This is a genomic window from Streptomyces erythrochromogenes, from assembly GCF_040684695.1.
GTDB classification, from domain to species: Bacteria; Actinomycetota; Actinomycetes; order Streptomycetales; family Streptomycetaceae; genus Streptomyces; species Streptomyces erythrochromogenes_C.
Genome location: NZ_JBFBGM010000021.1, coordinates 53,847 through 70,938, shown reverse-complemented (window position 1 = coordinate 70,938; position 17,092 = coordinate 53,847). Strand labels below are relative to the sequence as shown.

The 17,092-nt window shown below is 72.7% G+C and carries 14 protein-coding genes and 1 pseudogene; 10 read left to right on the top strand and 5 right to left on the bottom strand.

What is annotated here, in order from left to right:
- Positions 1 to 13: 13 nt before the first annotated feature.
- The 8 genes and pseudogenes from AB0O53_RS27130 to AB0O53_RS27095 all read left to right on the top strand — a co-directional run bounded on the left by AB0O53_RS27130 (position 14) and on the right by AB0O53_RS27095 (position 9,211).
- Entirely contained in the window at positions 14 to 2,299 is a 2,286-nt protein-coding gene (locus AB0O53_RS27130; protein ID WP_365198915.1) for a hypothetical protein, read from the top strand.
- A complete protein-coding gene (locus AB0O53_RS27125; RefSeq protein WP_350999069.1) occupies positions 2,299 to 2,856 on the top strand; it encodes a hypothetical protein in 558 nt (185 codons plus the stop codon). The genes AB0O53_RS27130 and AB0O53_RS27125 overlap by 1 nt, the downstream gene beginning before the upstream one ends.
- A gap of 311 nt (positions 2,857 to 3,167) precedes the next feature.
- Positions 3,168 to 4,616 carry an MFS transporter gene (locus AB0O53_RS27120; protein WP_350999066.1) on the top strand — a complete coding sequence of 483 codons (1,449 nt, stop codon included), beginning with the start codon at positions 3,168 to 3,170 and terminating at the stop codon, positions 4,614 to 4,616.
- 53 nt (positions 4,617 to 4,669) lie between these two features.
- The gene (locus AB0O53_RS27115) at positions 4,670 to 4,870 is read left to right on the top strand and encodes a hypothetical protein (RefSeq protein WP_350999063.1); all 201 of its coding nucleotides are present in this window, start codon (positions 4,670 to 4,672) and stop codon (positions 4,868 to 4,870) included.
- 32 nt (positions 4,871 to 4,902) lie between these two features.
- Positions 4,903 to 5,348, top strand: a pseudogene (locus tag AB0O53_RS27110) (type II toxin-antitoxin system death-on-curing family toxin).
- A gap of 117 nt (positions 5,349 to 5,465) precedes the next feature.
- Complete coding sequence (locus AB0O53_RS27105; RefSeq protein WP_350999057.1) at positions 5,466 to 7,250, top strand: DEAD/DEAH box helicase; 1,785 nt, start codon at positions 5,466 to 5,468, stop codon at positions 7,248 to 7,250.
- Positions 7,251 to 7,635: 385 nt separating this feature from the next.
- Positions 7,636 to 8,277 carry an IclR family transcriptional regulator gene (locus AB0O53_RS27100; RefSeq protein WP_030662724.1) on the top strand — a complete coding sequence of 214 codons (642 nt, stop codon included), beginning with the start codon at positions 7,636 to 7,638 and terminating at the stop codon, positions 8,275 to 8,277.
- 136 nt (positions 8,278 to 8,413) lie between these two features.
- A complete protein-coding gene (locus AB0O53_RS27095) occupies positions 8,414 to 9,211 on the top strand; it encodes a S16 family serine protease (protein WP_350999054.1) in 798 nt (265 codons plus the stop codon).
- Here AB0O53_RS27095 and AB0O53_RS27090 read toward each other — a convergent pair.
- The 3 genes from AB0O53_RS27090 to AB0O53_RS27080 form a co-directional block, all read right to left on the bottom strand.
- Entirely contained in the window at positions 9,141 to 10,478 is a 1,338-nt protein-coding gene (locus AB0O53_RS27090) for an MFS transporter (protein WP_350999052.1), read from the bottom strand. The two genes, AB0O53_RS27095 and AB0O53_RS27090, sit on opposite strands and share 71 nt — an antisense overlap.
- Positions 10,479 to 10,544: 66 nt before the next feature.
- Positions 10,545 to 11,189, bottom strand: coding sequence for an ArsR/SmtB family transcription factor (locus AB0O53_RS27085; protein WP_350999049.1), 645 nt, complete (start codon positions 11,187 to 11,189; stop codon positions 10,545 to 10,547).
- Between the two features lie 92 nt (positions 11,190 to 11,281).
- Entirely contained in the window at positions 11,282 to 11,764 is a 483-nt protein-coding gene (locus AB0O53_RS27080) for an Lrp/AsnC family transcriptional regulator (RefSeq protein ID WP_350999046.1), read from the bottom strand.
- A 141-nt stretch (positions 11,765 to 11,905) separates the two neighbouring features.
- Between AB0O53_RS27080 and hppD the strand changes: the two genes are divergently transcribed.
- Positions 11,906 to 13,060 carry a 4-hydroxyphenylpyruvate dioxygenase gene (hppD, locus tag AB0O53_RS27075; RefSeq protein ID WP_350999043.1) on the top strand — a complete coding sequence of 385 codons (1,155 nt, stop codon included), beginning with the start codon at positions 11,906 to 11,908 and terminating at the stop codon, positions 13,058 to 13,060.
- A 183-nt stretch (positions 13,061 to 13,243) separates the two neighbouring features.
- On the opposite strand, the gene AB0O53_RS27070 is transcribed toward hppD, so the two are convergent.
- Positions 13,244 to 14,767, bottom strand: a complete 1,524-nt coding sequence (locus AB0O53_RS27070; protein WP_350999040.1) for a tetratricopeptide repeat protein — start codon at positions 14,765 to 14,767, stop codon at positions 13,244 to 13,246.
- Positions 14,768 to 14,884: 117 nt separating this feature from the next.
- Between AB0O53_RS27070 and AB0O53_RS27065 the strand changes: the two genes are divergently transcribed.
- Entirely contained in the window at positions 14,885 to 16,264 is a 1,380-nt protein-coding gene (locus AB0O53_RS27065; RefSeq protein ID WP_350999229.1) for an FAD-binding oxidoreductase, read from the top strand.
- 164 nt (positions 16,265 to 16,428) lie between these two features.
- On the opposite strand, the gene AB0O53_RS27060 is transcribed toward AB0O53_RS27065, so the two are convergent.
- Positions 16,429 to 16,908: an SsgA family sporulation/cell division regulator gene (locus AB0O53_RS27060; RefSeq protein WP_350999038.1), complete on the bottom strand. Its 480-nt coding sequence runs from the start codon at positions 16,906 to 16,908 to the stop codon at positions 16,429 to 16,431.
- Positions 16,909 to 17,092: the final 184 nt, after the last annotated feature.

The window sequence follows — 17,092 nt, the reverse complement described above, 5'->3', positions numbered from 1 at the left end:
CGAGGCGTTCCGCATGCTGACGTACGAGAACGTGATGAACGCACCCCTGGACAAGCTCCAGACCGCGGTCACCGACTGGACGGCCATGGCCGGCAAGCTCGACGAGATGGCCGAGGACGCCCGCAACGGCATGAAGGCGAAGTCCGACAAGGCAGAGTGGAGCGGGGTCACCGCCGGGGTGGCGCGCGGGTTCGTCGACAAGACGGCGAAGGAGTTCGCGGACGCGGCCTCGGCGGCCAAGGGCATGCACCAGGTCCTCGCCGACGCGCACGCCACCTTCAAGGCCGCCCAGGACGAGCTGAAGCGGCTGGCCGCGGAGGCCCCGGCCGCCGGCTTCCGGATCGACGCGACCGGGCGGGTCAGTGCCGTCCCGCTGCCCACCGAGGCCGAGCGGAACGCCGCCCGCCACGACCCCGACTACCAGCAGGCCCTCAACGCCAACCGCAACGCCTGGCAGGCGCAGGTCAACCGGGCCGTCGAGAACGCCCAGGACGCCGACGACTCCCTGGTGCGCGTGCTCGGGGCGAACACGGCCGACGAACACGACTTCAGCGGACCGAAGTTCACCACCCTCGACGCCGAACAGGCCGCCCGTGCCGCCGACCTGATGAAGAAGGTCACCGGCCCGGGCGGCACGGCCCGCAACGTCGAGGCGCTGCGCGAGCTGGAGGAACTGCTCGACGACAACCGCGAGGACCCCGAGTTCTCGACGGGGCTGTTCCGGACCATCGGCGCCGAAGGCACCCTGCAGATGTACTCCGCGATGTCCCTGGACGCGACGAGCCTGGGCGCCGCCGGCAAGGACCGGGCGCTGATGGTCGCGAACATCCAGAGCGACATGGGTGCGATGCTCGGCCTCGCCACCCACAAGGACGTGCCCGGCCACCTCGACGCGGCCTGGACCACCCAGCTGATGAAGGCCGGGCGCAAGGAGATCGACGTCTTCGGCGGCGTCCGGCAGATCTACGGCTACCAGGCCCTCGGTGCGCTGCTGCGCGAGGGGAAGTACGACACGGAGTTCCTGACCTCGGTCGGCCGGGACATGATCGCCATGGACCGCAAGGACCCGGACGCCTGGGAGTTCCACACGCCGATCGGCCTGGAGACCGTACTGAACCAGAGCCCGGAGGGCGGCCGCGGCTTCTACCCGCTGACCGGGCTCATGGAGGCGCTCGGCAACAACCCGGACGCGGCGACGGCCTTCTTCAACGAGCCGGTCCGCGAGGACAGCAACAAGGACGGCATCGTCACCAAGGACGACAAGGTCGTCGGCGGCCAGCACGGCAAGGACCGGGGCATGGTCGACTACATGCTCGACAAGAAGCCGTACATGGACGGCTTCGACATCACCCCGCGCGGCGACCTCCGCCCGGCCCACCAGGCCCTCGGCGACGCCCTGGTGGCGGCCGTCTCCCACCGCGGCCCCGGCGACGAGGACGCGCCGCCGGTCGCGCACAGCAGGGAGATGGCGGCGGTCATGGAGCGGATCGTCGAGAAGATCGGCGACAAGCCGGAACTGGTCGACGCGAAGCCGGGGGACCCGGAGGGTCCGCTGAACGGGCTGTCCGGGCACTTCGGGCAGATGGCGGCGGAGTACATGCCGGACATCCAGGCGGCGGCGGACAACACCGGCCGAATGATCAAGGCCAACGGTGTGATGGCCGAGTTCAACAAGGCCGACATGGCGACGTTCGTCGGCGCGGTGGCGCAGGACCCGGACGCGTACGGAGCCATCACCAACGCCCAGCGGGCCTTCACCACGACCCTCATCAACGACGTCGTCGCGCACCGCGGCGAATACGAGGAGATCGACGCGGCGATCACGGTCGCCGTCCACCCCGGCGGCCAGATCGCGGGCATCCTCTCCGAGGCCAGGGCCGAGGGGACGTTCGCCGAGAACGGCCACAAGGCCGAGGAGTACGTCAAGGGCGTCGAGGACAACGCCAAGTGGGTCAACCGCGTCATCAGCGCGGCGGGCGGCAAGTACCTGGAGATGGTGCCGCTCGCCGGTGACGTCGTGGAATGGCTCCAGGAGGACATCGCGGAGAGCGTGGTGGAACGGGCGAAGAAGGACCAGGCGGACAAGACGGGTGAGGCCGACCACAAGGCCGTGCTCGACTACACGCAGGCCCAGGTGGAGGCCGGCGAGTCCGCGGCACAGTCGGTCCGCAAGGCCGCGGAGGGGACGGGCATGAACCAGCGGAGCATCGACGCCCTCGCCGGCACGGCCTCGGCGCAGACGGCCAACGCGCACGCCGTCGGTCGCGGCCAGGTCGTCACGTCGAACGGCGGCTCCTGATGGGCCGCGCCCCCGGAGCCCGTACCGCAGCCCTGCTCGCCGGCACGCTCGTCGCGGCCGCCGTGCTGACGGGATGCGCCGAGGAGAAGAAGGCGGCAGCCCCGCAGCTGCCGGAGCGCACCTGCTTCGGCGTCTTCACCCGCTCCGACCTGGAGCCCCTGATGGGCGACGGGGAGACGGTGACGGTGTCCGGTCCGGCCGACGCCCGGCTGACCGCGCAGCGCCGGGCGGCCACGTGCAACGTCGACGTGGACGGCAGGGGGCGGGTTCTCGTCGCAGCCACCCGCCAGCCTCTGGGGCAGAGCTTCTTCTGGCCCCCGACGGACCAGAGCCGGCCCGCGCCCGAGCCGCTCGCCCTCGGCGACAAGGGGATCCTGTGGGACACGGGCGCCCGCGTCGCCCTCACCTGCAAGGGGGCCGCGGACTCCTTCGAGCTGGAACTGGCCGTCAGCGGATCCGTGGAGCACATGAAGCCGGGTACGTCCCGCGCCCTGTTCACCTCGCTCATGACCACCTACCTGGAATCCGCCAAGCAGCAGACCCGCTGCGGCGCCTAGCCCGGCCTCGCGGGGGAGACCGAGGCCGCCCGGGGGTGCGCCTGCCCCCGGGCGGCCTCCGCCCCGGTGCCGTGGCCGGGGAGGCCCGGCACGCGGCTGTGGTGATGTCCCCGACCGTACGCGGGCCGTCGCCTGGCGGGGAAGGAGCCGGCCCGGGATGCAACAGGGCTGCCATGCCGCGTTCACGACCGGGCCGGGTCGACGGGGCCTGGGACCGGGGCCGGGTGGCCGGGTCCTAGGACCCGGGGCCGAGGCCGGGATCGGTCGAACGGACAGGGTCGAAACGGGGCTGCGCACCTTACGCTGGGGCGATGAGCGCCCTCGAACCCCGCGTGCCCCAGCGAACCGAACCCCTCCCGACCCCGCCGCAGGGCGGCGTCATGGGGCCCGCGTACCGGACGCTCAGCATCGGGATCATCTCCGTCGTCTTCCTCATCGCCTTCGAGGCGACCGCCGTCGGCACGGCCATGCCCGTCGCCGCCCGCGAGCTCGACGGGATCGGGCTGTACGCCTTCGCCTTCTCCGCCTACTTCACCACCAGCCTCTTCGGCATGGTCCTGTCCGGGCAGTGGGCCGACCGGCAGGGGCCGCTCAAGCCGCTGACCGTCGGGATCGCCGCCTTCGCCTCGGGCCTCGTGGTCTCGGGGACCGCCGGCGCCATGTGGCTCTTCGTCCTCGGCCGGGCCGTGCAGGGCCTCGGTGGCGGGCTGGTGATCGTCGCGCTGTACGTCGTCGTCAGCCGGGCCTACGAGGAGCGGCTGCGGCCCGCGATCATGGCCGCCTTCGCCGCCAGCTGGGTCGTCCCCTCCATCGTCGGGCCGCTCGCCTCCGGCACGGTCACCGAGCACCTCGGCTGGCGGTGGGTGTTCCTCGGCATCCCGGCCCTCGTGGTCGTGCCCCTCGTCGTCGCGCTGCCCGCGATACGCCGCACCGCCTCCGGCCCCGTGGGCGGCGAGCCCCCGGCCTTCGACCGGCGGCGGATCCGGCTGGCGCTCGGGATCTCCGTCGGCGCGGGCCTGCTCCAGTACGCCGCCCAGGACCTGCGGTGGCTCTCGCTCGTACCCGGCATCGCCGGTGCGGCCCTGCTGGTCCCGGCCGTGCTCGGGCTGCTGCCGCGCGGGACGTACCTGGCCCGGCGCGGGCTGCCGTCCGTGGTGCTGCTGCGCGGGGTCGCCGCGGGGGCGTTCATCGCCGCCGAGAGCTTCGTGCCGCTGATGCTGGTCACCCAGCGGGGACTCAGCCCGACGATGGCCGGCTTCTCCCTCGCGCTGGGCGGGGTGACCTGGGCGGGCGGCTCCTGGGTGCAGTCGCAGGGACGGACGGCCCCCTACCGGCAGCGGCTGATGGTGATCGGCATGGTGCTGGTGGCGCTGGCCATCGCCGCCGCGCCCGCCGTGCTCATCGAGTCCGTCCCGGTCTGGACGCTGGCGCTGGCCTGGGCCGTGGGCTGCCTCGGGATGGGCCTGGTGATCGGCTCCACGAGCGTGCTCCTGCTGAAGCTGTCCGCACCGCAGGAGGTCGGCGCCAACTCCGCCGCCCTGCAGATCTCCGACGCACTCGCGAACGTCGTCCTGCTCGCCGCCGGGGGCGCCGCCTTCGCCGCGCTCGGCGGCGGAGCGGTCGGGGCCGCGCACGCGGTGACCGACGGCGGGGCGGGCGCCTCGCACCCCGCCGCCTTCGCGGTGGTGTTCCTGCCGATGGCGTGCGTGGCCCTGGTGGGGGCGTGGGTCGCGACCCGGCTGGAGCCCGCGAAGGCCTGAGCCCGCCGGAAACCCCGGTGCCGAGGCCCCGGGCGGGCGGCTACGTTCTGGCCATGAACGAGATCACCATCGGGTTCCCCGGAGCCGAGTGGGCGGAGCTGGGCGATCTGGCCGATGCCACCGGGCGCACGCCCGAGGACGTCGTGCTCCAGGCCGTACGGGCCCACCTGCGGGCCGAGCGGGAGAAGGTCGCGGTGGCGGCCGGACGGCTCGCCGAGCGGCACGCCCCCCTCCTGAGGAGGCTCGGCGAGTGAACACCCGAGTGAACACCCGAGTGAACACCCGCGTGGACACCCCTGCGGACACCCCCGCGGACACCACCGAGCCCCGCCGGCACCTCACGCTCGCCGAGGTCCTGGACCTCGCCCGGCACGCCTGCCTGGCCCAGGACCAGCCCGTCGAGCTGCGCGCCCCCGGCCTGCTGGAGTCCGCCGTGCACCGGCCGCGGGCCCAGGGGGCCCCTCCCAGCGGTAGCTGGGGGAGTTCGGGACCCCGGCCTACGAGGACCCCTACGAGCAGGCCGCCGCGCTGCTCCACGGCATCGCCACCAACCACCCGCTCGTCGACGGGAACAAGCGCACCGCATGGCTGGCGGCCGCGACCTTCCTGGCGGTCAACGGGATCGATCTCGCGGGCGCGGACCAGGAACGCGCCTACGACCTGGTCATCGACGTGGCGGCCGGGCACGAGACGGAGATCGCCCGGATCGCCGACCGGCTGCGTTCCGTGTGACGCTCGCCGCACCGCCCGAGGTCACGGGCCTGTCCCTCCGCGAGGGGCGGGCCCGCCCCGGTAAGGTGGCCCGGTTGTCCTACGTACGACCGCCGCCGAGAGCACGAACCGGAGACCGTGACTACTACCGCCTCCCACCATCTCTCACCCGCCTTCCCCGGCCGTGCCCCGTGGGGCACCGCCAGCAAGCTGCGTGCCTGGCAGCAGGGAGCGCTGGACCGCTACATCCAGAACCAGCCCCGGGACTTCCTCGCCGTCGCGACCCCCGGTGCAGGCAAGACCACCTTCGCCCTGACCCTCGCCTCCTGGCTGCTGCACCACCACGTGGTGCAGCAGGTGACCGTCGTCGCGCCCACCGAGCACCTGAAGAAGCAGTGGGCGGAGGCCGCCGCCCGGATAGGCATCCGCCTGGACCCCGAGTACTCGGCGGGGCCGCTCAGCAAGGACTACCACGGCGTCGCCGTCACCTACGCCGGTGTCGGCGTGCGGCCCATGCTCCACCGCAACCGCTGCGAGCAGCGCAAGACCCTGGTGATCCTCGACGAGATCCACCACGCCGGCGACTCGAAGTCCTGGGGCGAGGCCTGCCTGGAGGCCTTCGACCCGGCGACCCGTCGGCTCGCGCTGACCGGCACGCCCTTCCGCTCCGACACCAACCCCATCCCGTTCGTGACCTACGAAGAGGGCAACGACGGGATCCGGCGGTCCTCCGCCGACTACACCTACGGCTACGGCAACGCGCTCGGCGACGGCGTCGTCCGGCCGGTCATCTTCCTCTCCTACAGCGGCAACATGCGCTGGCGGACCAAGGCCGGCGACGAGATCGCCGCCCGGCTCGGCGAGCCGATGACCAAGGACGCCATCTCGCAGGCCTGGCGCACGGCCCTGGACCCGCGCGGCGACTGGATGCCCAACGTGCTGCGCGCCGCCGACCAGCGGCTCACCGAGGTCCGCAAGGGCATCCCGGACGCGGGCGGCCTCGTCATCGCCTCCGACCAGGACTCGGCGCGCGCGTACGCCAAGCTCATCCGGGAGATCACCGGGACGAAGGCGACCCTGGTGCTCTCCGACGACACCGGGGCGTCGAAGAACATCGACACCTTCAGCGGGAACGACGACCGCTGGATGGTCGCGGTCCGCATGGTGTCCGAGGGCGTCGACGTACCGCGCCTCGCGGTCGGCGTGTACGCGACCACGATCTCCACCCCGCTGTTCTTCGCCCAGGCCGTCGGACGCTTCGTGCGCTCGCGCAGGCGCGGCGAGACGGCGTCCGTGTTCCTTCCGACCATCCCCTACCTCCTCGGCTTCGCCAACGAGATGGAGGTCGAGCGCGACCACGTGCTCGACAAGCCGAAGAAGCAGGGCGAGGAGGACCCGTACGCCGAGTCCGAGAAGGAGATGGACGAGGCGAACCGGCAGGAGGACGAGGACACCGGCGAGGACGAGCAGATGTCCTTCGAGGCCCTGGAGTCCGACGCCGTCTTCGACCGGGTCCTCTACGACGGGGCCGAGTTCGGCATGCAGGCGCACCCGGGCAGCGAGGAGGAGCAGGACTACCTCGGCATCCCGGGGCTGCTGGAGCCGGACCAGGTCCAGATGCTGCTGCAGAAGCGGCAGTCCCGGCAGATCGCGCACAGCCGGCGCAAGCCCGACACCGAGGCGGACCTGCTGGAGCTGCCGGCGGAGCGGCGGCCCGTGGTTTCCCACAAGGAACTGCTGGAGCTGAGGAAGTCGCTCAACACGATGGTGGGCGCGTACGTCCACCAGAGCGGCAAGCCGCACGGGGTGGTCCACACCGAACTGCGGCGCGTCTGCGGCGGGCCGCCGAGCGCGGAGGCGACGGCGGGGCAGATCCGCGAGCGCATCAAGAAGGTCCAGGAGTGGGCGACCCGTATGCGGTGAGTGCCGTGTGTGCCGCGAGTGCCGTGAGTGCGGCGACTGCGGTGGGTTCGCCCAGAACGTGTGACGGGGTCCGTGCGGAGGTTCGCACGGACCCCGTGCCCGTTCCGTCATCTCCGCGTCCGTGCGAATCGTTGTCACAAAACGACACTTGAGGCGATCAGGAAACGGCACAAACGGGTAGCTCGCGCCCGGATTCTGGACGAGCCCTTCCGCTGAGCGGACCTGCTCGCTACATTCCCCGCATCGAACGCACCGTGGCAGCGCCGCCGCGGGAGCGCAGCCGGTGCAATGGCCGCTACCGGCGGCCTCTCCTGTGCGCCGCCGCGGGACCGGCGGCGTGCCGCCCCGAGAGTCACCGCCGCTCACCGAAAGAGGGCGAGGCGTCGTGACCGCGGAAACCTCCCAGACTCTCGACAGAGGGCTCAGAGTCCTCAAGCTGCTCGCCGACACCGACCACGGTCTGACCGTCACCGAGCTGTCCAACCGCCTCGGCGTCAACCGCACGGTCGTCTACCGGCTCCTGGCCACCCTCGAACAGCACGCCCTGGTCCGCCGTGACCTCGGCGGCCGGGCCAGGGTCGGGCTCGGCGTCCTGCGACTGGGCCGGCAGGTGCACCCCCTCGTACGCGAGGCGGCCCTGCCCGCGCTGCGGTCCCTCGCCGAGGACATAGGCGCCACCGCGCACCTGACGCTCGTCGACGGCACCGAGGCGCTCGCCGTCGCCGTCGTGGAGCCGACCTGGACGGACTACCACGTGGCCTACCGGGCCGGGTTCCGCCACCCGCTGGACCGGGGCGCCGCCGGGCGGGCCATCCTGGCCGCCCGTCAGGGCTCCCTCATCGAGCCGGGGTACACGCTGACCCACGGCGAGCTCGAAGCGGGCGCCAGCGGGGCCGCGGCGCCGCTCGTGGGCATCAGCGGGCTGGAGGGCAGCGTCGGCGTCGTCATGCTGGCCGACGCGGTGCCGGAGCGGGTCGGGCCGCGGGTGGTCGACGCGGCGCGCGAGGTCGCCGACGCCCTTCGCTAGGCCGCGGGCCCGGCGGACCCCCTCGGGTTCCGGTGCGGTGCCGGGTGCGGCGCCGTTGCGGGGGCGCTGCCCCCGGGCCCCCGCGCCTCAACCGCCGACGAGGCTGAAAGAGCGGTGGGGCGGATAGATTGGGCGGGTGCTCTCTCGCCTCACACGTCTGCCGCGTCCCGCCGCCCTGGCCGTCTGCGCCGTGCCCGTGCTCGGGCTGTTCGCCGCAGCGGCGTTCGCGCCGCTGCCCTTCGTGGTCGCCGTGCCCGGGCTGACGGCCGACGTGCTGGGGTCCGACCAGGGCAAGCCCGTCATCACCGTCTCCGGGGCGCCCGTCCGGGACACCAAGGGCCAGCTGCGGATGACCACCATCCGGGCCACCGGGCCGTCCTCGACGATGACGCTGCCCGAGCTCGTCGGCCACTGGTTCAAGACCGACGAGGCGGTCCTGCCCCGGGAGGCCGTCTACTCCACCGGCGGAAGCGACGAGGAGATCGAGAAGCACAACCTGGAGGAAATGGCCAAGTCGCAGTCGGCCGCCGCCGACGCCGCCCTCGGCTTCCTCCACAAGGACCCCAAGGACGTGAAGGTCGAGCTCAACCTCGCCGACGTCGGCGGCCCGAGCGCCGGGCTCCTGTTCTCCCTCGGCATCATCGACAAGCTCGACGGCGACGGCAGCGGCGGCGACCTCACCGGCGGCCGCAACATCGCCGGCACGGGCACCATCACCGCCGACGGCACGGTCGGCGCCGTCGGCGGCGTGGCCCTGAAGACCCAGGCCGCCCGGCGCGACGGGGCCAGCGTGTTCCTCGTACCGAAGGACGAGTGCGCGGACGCGCAGTCGGAGCTCCCCGAGGGGCTGCAGCTGGTGCCCGTCACTTCGCTGACGGATGCGGTGAACGCTCTTCGCGCACTGAACCGGGGAGAGCCGGCCCCGTCCTGCTGACCTCCGGCTCGCGCTCCATCGCCCGCCAGGCCGGGAAGACCAGCGGGGCGAGCGTCGTGAGCAGGTACGTGCCGCCGAAGAGCAGGAGCGCGGTGCCCACCCCGAAGCCGTCGACGAGCAGGCCCGCCGCGAGTCCGCCCATCGGCATGGTCAGCTCGCAGCCCGCCGTGGTCACCCCCGCGACCCGGCTGCGCAGCTCCTCCGGGACCCGCTCGTAGATGACCGTGGACAGGATCGGGTTCAGCATGCCCACGCCCAGGCCGGCCAGGGCCATCGTCACCGCGAGCGGCAGCGTCGTGTCGGTGAGCGCGGCGACCACGTAGCGGGTCGCACCGGACACCAGGAAGGCCGCCGCGAACACCGCCCGGCGCGGGAAGCGCTCGCCCCACATCCCGTAGAGCAGGGCGCCCAGCAGGGCGAAGCCGCCGAAGAGGGAGATCATCAGGCCGATGGTCGTCGCTCCGCCGAGGACGTCCCGGCCGTGCACGGGCAGCAGGACCGAGGACCAGCCCTGGTCCAGGCCGTTGGTCATCATGACCATCACCGTGATGCCCATGAGCAGCCGGGAGCGGGTCAGGAAGGCCCAGCCCTCGGCGAGTTCGGCTCGGTAGGCGGCGAACGAGACCTTGCCCGCGGTCCGTTGCGGCTCGGCGGCCGGGACCCCGCGCAGGAAGGCGGAGACGAGCAGCGCCGACACCCCGAAGGTGGCCGCGTCCAGCAGCAGTACGGTCTCGGCGCCGAACGCCGCGATCAGTACGCCGGCCACGGCGGCCCCGATCATCCGCGCCCCGCGCGAGACCGCGTCGTAGAGGCTGGCGGCCCGGGCCAGGGTGGTGCCGGCGTGTTCGGCGAGGTTCGGCAGGAGCACGCCCCGGGCGGTCAGCCCGGGGGTGTGCACGAGGCCGCCGACGGCCATCAGCGCGCACAGCATCCAGAACTCCAGCACGCCCAGGTGGTGCAGCAGCGGGATCGCGCCGACCGACAGGCCGCAGATCAGGTCGGAGGCGGCGGAGACCCGGCGGCGGCCGAGCCGGTCGATGACCGGTCCGCCGACCAGCGCGGCCACGATGACGGGCAGGGTGGCGCAGAAGGCGACGACACCGGCCCGGCCGGCGCTGCCCGTGGTCTGCAGCACGAACCACGGGACGCCGATGAGGGTGAGGGAACTGCCGGCTATGGAAACGGTGTTGGCGGCCAGTACGGCGACCAGCGGACGCCGGCTCGTGCGGCCTAAGGCCTGGCTGCGGGCATGGTCGACGGAGGGCACGGCGAACTCCTTCGGGTGCGGTGGCGGTGGTGGTCGCGCGGCGCGGCGGGAGGCCGCGCGCGGCTGCTACTCGGGCGCGGAGCGCGGGAGGACGTGCGTGTGGATGCGTACGGTCCGGGTGTCCTGCGCCTCGGGCAGGTCCCGGTAGGTGTTGATCACGTCGTGCAGCCGGCCGACCATTTCCTCGCTCTGCGCGGGCGTCAGCCGCAGGGTGAAGTCGCTGAGGTCGGCGCCGGGTTCCCAGCGGCCGAGCCGGGTCTGTGCCTCGGAGATCCAGGCGGAGACCTCCTGGGTGTGGTTCGAGGCGACCGCCTGCAGGAAGACCGCGGCCGCGCTGCTCGTCGCCGGGTCGGCGTCGTGGATCAGCGAGCCGTCGAAGCCGGTGCCCTCGTGCGCGGCCTGCCACCAGCGCTCCCGGCCCTTGCCGTGCCCGACCGCGTCCTCGACGAAGCCGTGCGCGGCGAGCTGGCGCAGGTGGTAGCTGGTGGATCCGCTGGACTCCCCGAAGCGTTCGGCGAGTTGGGAGGCGGTGGCCGGGCCCTTGCGGCGCAGGTCGGCCAGCAGCTGCATCCGCAGGGGGTGGGCGAGGCCGCGCAGGGCGCGGGCGTCGAGCATGCGGAGGGTGGGCTCCACGGGCTCCCGCTCTCCGGCGGGCGTGGGCGTCTTCGTGGGACGGCTCGTGGGGTGGCTCTCGGGGCGGCTCTCGGGCATGCCCCGACTCTAGGGATGCAAAGAGTTCTATGCAAGGGTTTCTTTGCATAGAACTCTTTGCAAGTCCCTGCCGGGTTCACGGGCTCACGGGTTCACGGGGTGCGGGTGTCGTCCTCCGCGGCCTGCTCCACCAGCGGGATGATCCGGAACGGCACCGGGTTCTCCATCACGATCGCCGTCGAGGCCCTGACGATCCCCTCGAAGCCGACGACGCGGTCGATCACCCGCTGGAGATCGGCGTTGGAGCGGGCCACCAGCCGGCACAGCATGTCCCCGTGCCCGGTGGTGGTGTGCAGCTCCAGCACCTCCGGGACCCCGTCCAGGTGCGCCCGTACGTCGGCCCCCTGCCCCTGCTTGATCTCCAGCGTCGCGAAGGCGGTCACCGGATACCCGAGGGCCGTCGGGTCGACCTGCGGCCCGAACCCGCGGATGACCCCGCTGGACTGCAGCCGGTCCAGGCGCGCCTGCACCGTCCCGCGGGCCACGCCCAGCCGGCGCGAGGCCTCCAGCACCCCGATCCGGGGCTCGCGGGCCAGTAGGACGATGAGCCGGCCGTCGAGTTCGTCGATGCCCATGGATGCCTCCGGGTGCCCACGCGTGCTCGTGGGTGGTCATAGTGCACAGATGTTTCAGTCATCCTCCGGCCGTGCTGTGCAGTTTGTACAGTCAATGAGGAAACTATTGCGCAGCTTGTGGATCGGCGGGACTCTGCGCTCATGACTGAGTCTCTGGCGAACCTCGAAACCACCCCGCACACCGCGCGTGAGGCGGACCCCTTCCCGGTGAAGGGGATGGACGCGGTCGTCTTCGCCGTCGGCAACGCCAAGCAGGCCGCGCACTACTACTCGACGGCCTTCGGCATGAAGCTCGTCGCCTACTCCGGCCCGGAGAACGGCAGCCGCGAGACGGCCAGCTACGTCCTGACCAACGGCTCCGCCCGCTTCGTGCTGACCTCGGTCATCAAGGCGACGACCGACCACGGCCGCTTCCTCGCCGAGCACGTCGCCGAGCACGGCGACGGCGTCATCGACCTCGCCATCGAGGTCCCCGACGTCCGCGCCGCCTACGCCTACGCCGTCGAGCAGGGCGCCCGCGGCCTGGACGAGCCGTACGAGGTCAAGGACGAGCACGGCACGGTCGTGCTGGCCGCGATCGCGACCTACGGCCAGACCCGCCACACCCTGGTGGAGCGCGGCGACTACACCGGCCCCTACCTGCCGGGCTACGTCGCCGTCGAGCCGATGGTCGAGGGCCCGGCCAAGCGCACCTTCCAGGCCATCGACCACTGCGTCGGCAACGTGGAACTCGGCCGCATGAACGAGTGGGTCGCCTTCTACAACAAGGTCATGGGCTTCACGAACATGAAGGAGTTCGTGGGCGACGACATCGCGACCGAGTACTCGGCGCTGATGTCCAAGGTGGTCGCGGACGGCACCAAGAAGGTCAAGTTCCCGATCAACGAGCCGGCGATCGCGAAGAAGAAGTCGCAGATCGACGAGTACCTGGAGTTCTACAACGGCCCCGGCGTCCAGCACATCGCCCTGGCCTCGAACGACATCGTCTCCACGGTCCGCTCGATGCGCGCCGCGGGCGTCCAGTTCCTCTCCGTCCCGGACACCTACTACGACACCCTCGGCGAGTGGGTCGGCGACACCCGGGTGCCGATCGACGAGCTGCGCGAGCTGAAGATCCTCGCCGACCGCGACGAGGACGGCTACCTGCTGCAGATCTTCACCAAGCCGGTCCAGGACAAGCCGACGGTCTTCTTCGAGATCATCGAGCGCCACGGCTCCATGGGCTTCGGCAAGGGCAACTTCAAGGCGCTGTTCGAGGCCATCGAGCGCGAGCAGGACAAGCGCGGCAACCTCTGAGTCGCGCCCGTGCCTTCAGGCCCCCGGCAGCCGCCGGGGGCCTCGGGCTGCCGTCGGCCCCGGTGCGCGGGGCCGGGCGGGCCGCCGCGTGGTGCCCTCCGGAGGGGAGTGGGCCGGAACGCGGCGCACCGCCACCCCGCGCACCGGGCCGTACGGTCGCCACTCCCCGCGGCCGGGGTCCCGTCAGCGGCCGGCGGACGGGGACGGGGACGGCTTCGGCCGCGGCTTCGCCGCCGCGGGCTTCGGCTTCGGCGGGTTGGGCTTCGGCAGCTCCGGCTCGACCCACGGCGTGACCGGCTGCAGGTGCTCCGGGCCGCCCGGCGGCGGCTGGCCGATCGCCGCCAGGGCCTCCTTCGCGAGCGGGCCGCGCACCGGTGAGAAGTACGGGTTCGTCCGCAGCGCCTCCTGCAGGTGCCGCCGCGCCCCCGCCTCGTCGCCCAGCGCCCGCTCGATCATCGCCCGGTGGTAGGCGAAGTCGGCGCTGCGCAGCCCCGGTTCCGTCGCCTTCTTCGCGTACTCCAGCGCCGCCGTGTGATCACCCGCCCGGTGCAGCGCCCACCCCAGCGCGTCCGCGGCCTGCATGCTCTTGTGCCGCTCCCACTCCTGCGACAGGCGCCGCACCGCGGCCGCCGGATCGCCGTGGTCCGCCTCGTACAGGCCCAGGACCACGTCGTCGTCGACCCCGTTCGCGCCGTCCCGGACCGCCATCGTCGTCAGCGCCCCGTACTGCTCGCGCGCCTCCTGCTGCCGGCCCAGCGACTCCAGCAGCTCGCCCAGTTCCCGGGCCAGCTGCGGCACCGGGGTCCGCCCCAGCGCCATCCGGTAGTCCCGCACCGCCTCCCCGCCGCGCCCCAGCGCCGCCAGCGCCCGCGCCCGGCCCGCCAGGGCCTCCGCCTGCGCCGGATCCGTCCGCAGCGCCCCCTCGTACTGGCGCAGCGCCTCCGCCGGATCGCCCCGCTCCCAGGACAGCTCCCCGAGCCGGAACAGCGCGTACGCCTTCTCCGCCGGGGCCTTCGCCGCGGCCGCCGCCGACTCCATCGACACCACCGCGTCCTCGCGCCAGCCGCGGTCCCGGTACACCTGCGCGGCCCTGACGTGCGCGGCCAGCCCCGGCCGCAGCTCCAGCAGCAGCTCCATCGCCTTCTGGGCGCCCTTGTAGTCGCCGAGCCCCGTGTACGCGTCCACCAGCACCGGGTACGCCGTCCACCGCCGCGGCGCCTGCGCCCGTACCAGCTCGCCCCACTTCCTGCCGGTCGCGAAATCGCGCCGGGCATTGGCCAGCGAGCCCATCGCCGTCATCGCGTCGAAGTTTCCCTTCTCCGCGGGGCGCACCTCCAGCGACCGCTTCAGCGCCTTCTCCGCCTTCGGGTACCAGGCCGAGTCCGCGGTCCGCCGCGCCTGTTCGAGGTAGGCGGAGCCGAGGACCGCCCACGAGGCGTCGTCGTCGGCGTGCGAGGCCACCCACTTCTCCCGGTCGGCCACCAGCGCCACCACGTCCGCCGCCGAGGCGGGCGCACCCATGCCCACCGCCGTGGCGGCGCGTTCGCTCGGCCCCGGCGGGCGCGCGTCGTCACCGGTCCGGGCGGGCCGGATCAACAGGGCCCCGGCGATCAGGACCACCGCCACTCCGGCGGCCACGAGCGTCTTGCGGCCGGTGAAGGTCACGGGCGGCGCCGGCGTCTGCGAATCCTCGTCGAAACGGTCCATGGGGTCACTGTGCGTCAATATGAAGAGCGCGCCGAGGTGTCCGAAGACGTGCGCGGGCGTGTTCACACCGATGGCCCCGGCTGCCACGCTGGCCCCATGGACGATGACCTCTCCGACCTGGCCGACCTCTCCGCACGTCTGCGAGCGGGGCTCCTCGAAGGGCTCCCCGCCGAGGCCCTGCTCACCGACCCCCAGGTGACCGCCTCCTACGCCACCGACATGGCAAGCTTCTGCGCCGCCGGCACCCCGGCGGCCGTCGTCCTGCCCCGGACCGTCGAACAGGTGCAGCACGTCATGCGCACCGCCACCGCCCTGCGGATCCCCGTGGTCCCGCAGGGCGCCCGGACGGGCCTGTCGGGCGGAGCCAACGCCTCCGACGGCTGCATCGTGCTGTCCCTGGTGAAGATGGACCGGATCCTGGAGATCAGCGCCGTCGACCGGATCGCCGTCGTCGAGCCGGGCGTCGTCAACGCCGTCCTCTCACGGGCCGTCGCCGAACAGGGGCTCTCCTACCCGCCCGATCCCTCCAGCTGGGAGCAGTGCACCATCGGCGGCAACATCGGTACCGCCTCGGGCGGCCTGTGCTGCGTCAAGTACGGGGTCACCGCCGAGTACGTGCTCGGCCTCGACGTCGTCCTCGCCGACGGGCGGCTGCTGCGTACCGGCCGGCGCACCGCCAAGGGCGTCGCCGGATACGACCTCACCCGGCTCTTCGTCGGCTCCGAAGGCAGCCTCGGGATCGTCGTCCGGGCCGTCCTCGCCCTCAAGCCGGCGCCGCCCCGGCAACTCGCCCTGGCCGCCGAGTTCCCCTCCGTGGCCGCCGCCTGCGAGGCCGTCTGCGCCGTCATGGAAGCCGGACTGACCCCCTCCCTGCTGGAACTGATGGACCGTACGACCGTCCGCGCCGTCAACGCCCTCGGGAAGATGGGACTGCCCGAATCCACCGAGGCGCTGCTGCTCGCCGCCTTCGACACCCCGCACGCCCCCGAGGACCTCGCCGCCGTCGGGGAGCTCTGCACCGCCGCCGGCGCCACCGCCGTCGTGCCCGCCGAGGACCAGGCGGAGTCGGAACTGCTGCTCCAGGCCCGCCGGATGGCCTTCCCCGCCCTGGAGGCGCTCCGGCCCGCCACGATGATCGACGACGTGTGCGTACCGCGCTCGCGACTCGGGGAGATGCTCGACGGGACCGCCGCCATCGCCCGCGCCCAGGGCCTGCTCATCGGCGTCTGCGCGCACGCCGGTGACGGCAACACCCACCCGATCGTCTGCTTCGACCCCGCCGACGAGGACGAGACGCGGCGGGCCCGCGCATCCTTCGGCGAAATCATGGAACTCGGCCTCTCCCTCGGCGGGACCATCACCGGCGAACACGGGGTCGGCGTCCTGAAGAAGGAATGGCTCGCGCGTGAACTCGGCCCGGTCGGAATGGAGATGCAGCGCGCCGTCAAGCAGGCCTTCGATCCACTCGGGCTCCTCAACCCGGGCAAGCTCTTCTGAGACCCGGGCGAGCTCCTCGGATATCCGGGCCTCGGCCATCCGGGCCAGGTCTTCAGGGACCCGGGCGGGCTCCTCCGGCCGTACGAGGCGCAGGTGGCCGCCGCCCCGGCCGCGGCGGCCGCCCGGTCTGCGGCCGCCGCCGGGGGTGCGGGGACCGTGCGTCATCACAGGTCCCCGTCCGCCGACTCGTCCGACGGCCACGGGTCGCGCAGCCACAGGTCGTCGGCCGGGGTCGGGGCGAGCAGCTCCGCCAGCGCCGCGTCCAGGCCGAGCCGCTCCGACTCGCTGCCGGGCGGGACGACCCGCAGGGTCCGCTCCAGCCAGGCCGACACCGCGAGGGACGGAGCCTCCAGCAGGGCGTCGCCGTCGGGGGAGCTGAGCGCCATGCAGAGCACCGCCTCGTTGTCGACCTTCGTGGGCCAGATCCGGACGTCGCCGTGCCCGCAGGGGCGGAACACCCCCTCGACGAGCAGCTCCCGCGCGAAGGTCCAGTAGACGGGGGCGCTGGAGCCGGTGTGGAAGGTGACGTGGACGGCGTACGGGTCTTCGGTGAGGTAGAGCAGGCGCGCCGGGACGGGGATGCTGCGCTCTGGGGAAAGGACCAGCTTCAGTTCCAGCTCGCGCTCGATGACGGGGTGGTGCATGACGGCCTCACTTCGGTCGGTGCGTGGGGCCGGATGGCACCCCACACCCGCTGAGAGCTCCGATGTGCCCGGGTATGACGCGGCTTTCGGCACCGAACGCGAAATTGGCCGAATCCTGTCGGCTGACCGAAAACAGCCGCGGGGAGTGACGTTCGCTCAATGGCTTGGATTCTCCCGTTACCGG